This is a genomic window from Methylophaga sp. UBA4204 (assembly GCF_002379485.1).
Taxonomy (GTDB): Bacteria; Pseudomonadota; Gammaproteobacteria; order Nitrosococcales; family Methylophagaceae; genus Methylophaga.
Map to the genome: position 1 here is coordinate 15,485 of NZ_DFTU01000094.1, position 527 is coordinate 16,011.

Consider the following 527-nt stretch of genomic DNA (forward strand, 5'->3'; position numbering starts at 1 on the left):
TTCACCATTGGAGCGAGCCATTCGCATCCGTACTGGTGAAGATGGCGAAGCCGCTATTTAAACAACTAATTTCAGAGACGACGCTGTTACTCTACCAGCGTCGTCTTACGTACCTCTGCTACCCCTGGATGTCCCGGGTAGTTTGCTTCCAAAACGCGTAAAGCATCTTCTGATAAATCATTTAGCTCCAGGATCTTATAGGCTTTTGCCATTACCACCAGAGCATCTGGCATGGCCGGAGTACGTGGATAATTCTCAATAACATACTTAGCGCGATTGGCCGCTGCGAGATAGGAAGCTCGGCGCATGTAATAACTTGCCACGTGCAATTCATGCTGGGCAAGGCGATTTCGTAGATACACTACACGTTGAGCTGCATCATCACTGTAGCGACTAGTGGGAAAGCGGTTGACCAGCGTGGTGAAATCACGCAGCGCCTGCAATGCTGATCCAGGATCCCGTTGAGTCTCATCACGTGGAATATATTTTTCCAGGATCCCCATATCACGGTTAAAGTTAATCAGACC

At 48.8% G+C, this 527-nt stretch carries 1 protein-coding gene; it reads right to left on the reverse strand.

The features are described 5' to 3' along the window. Nucleotides 1-86: 86 nt before the first annotated feature. Nucleotides 87-527: outer membrane protein assembly factor BamD (gene bamD / locus B3182_RS14165; protein ID WP_292753201.1), on the reverse strand; the 441-nt coding region annotated here is incomplete at its 5' end.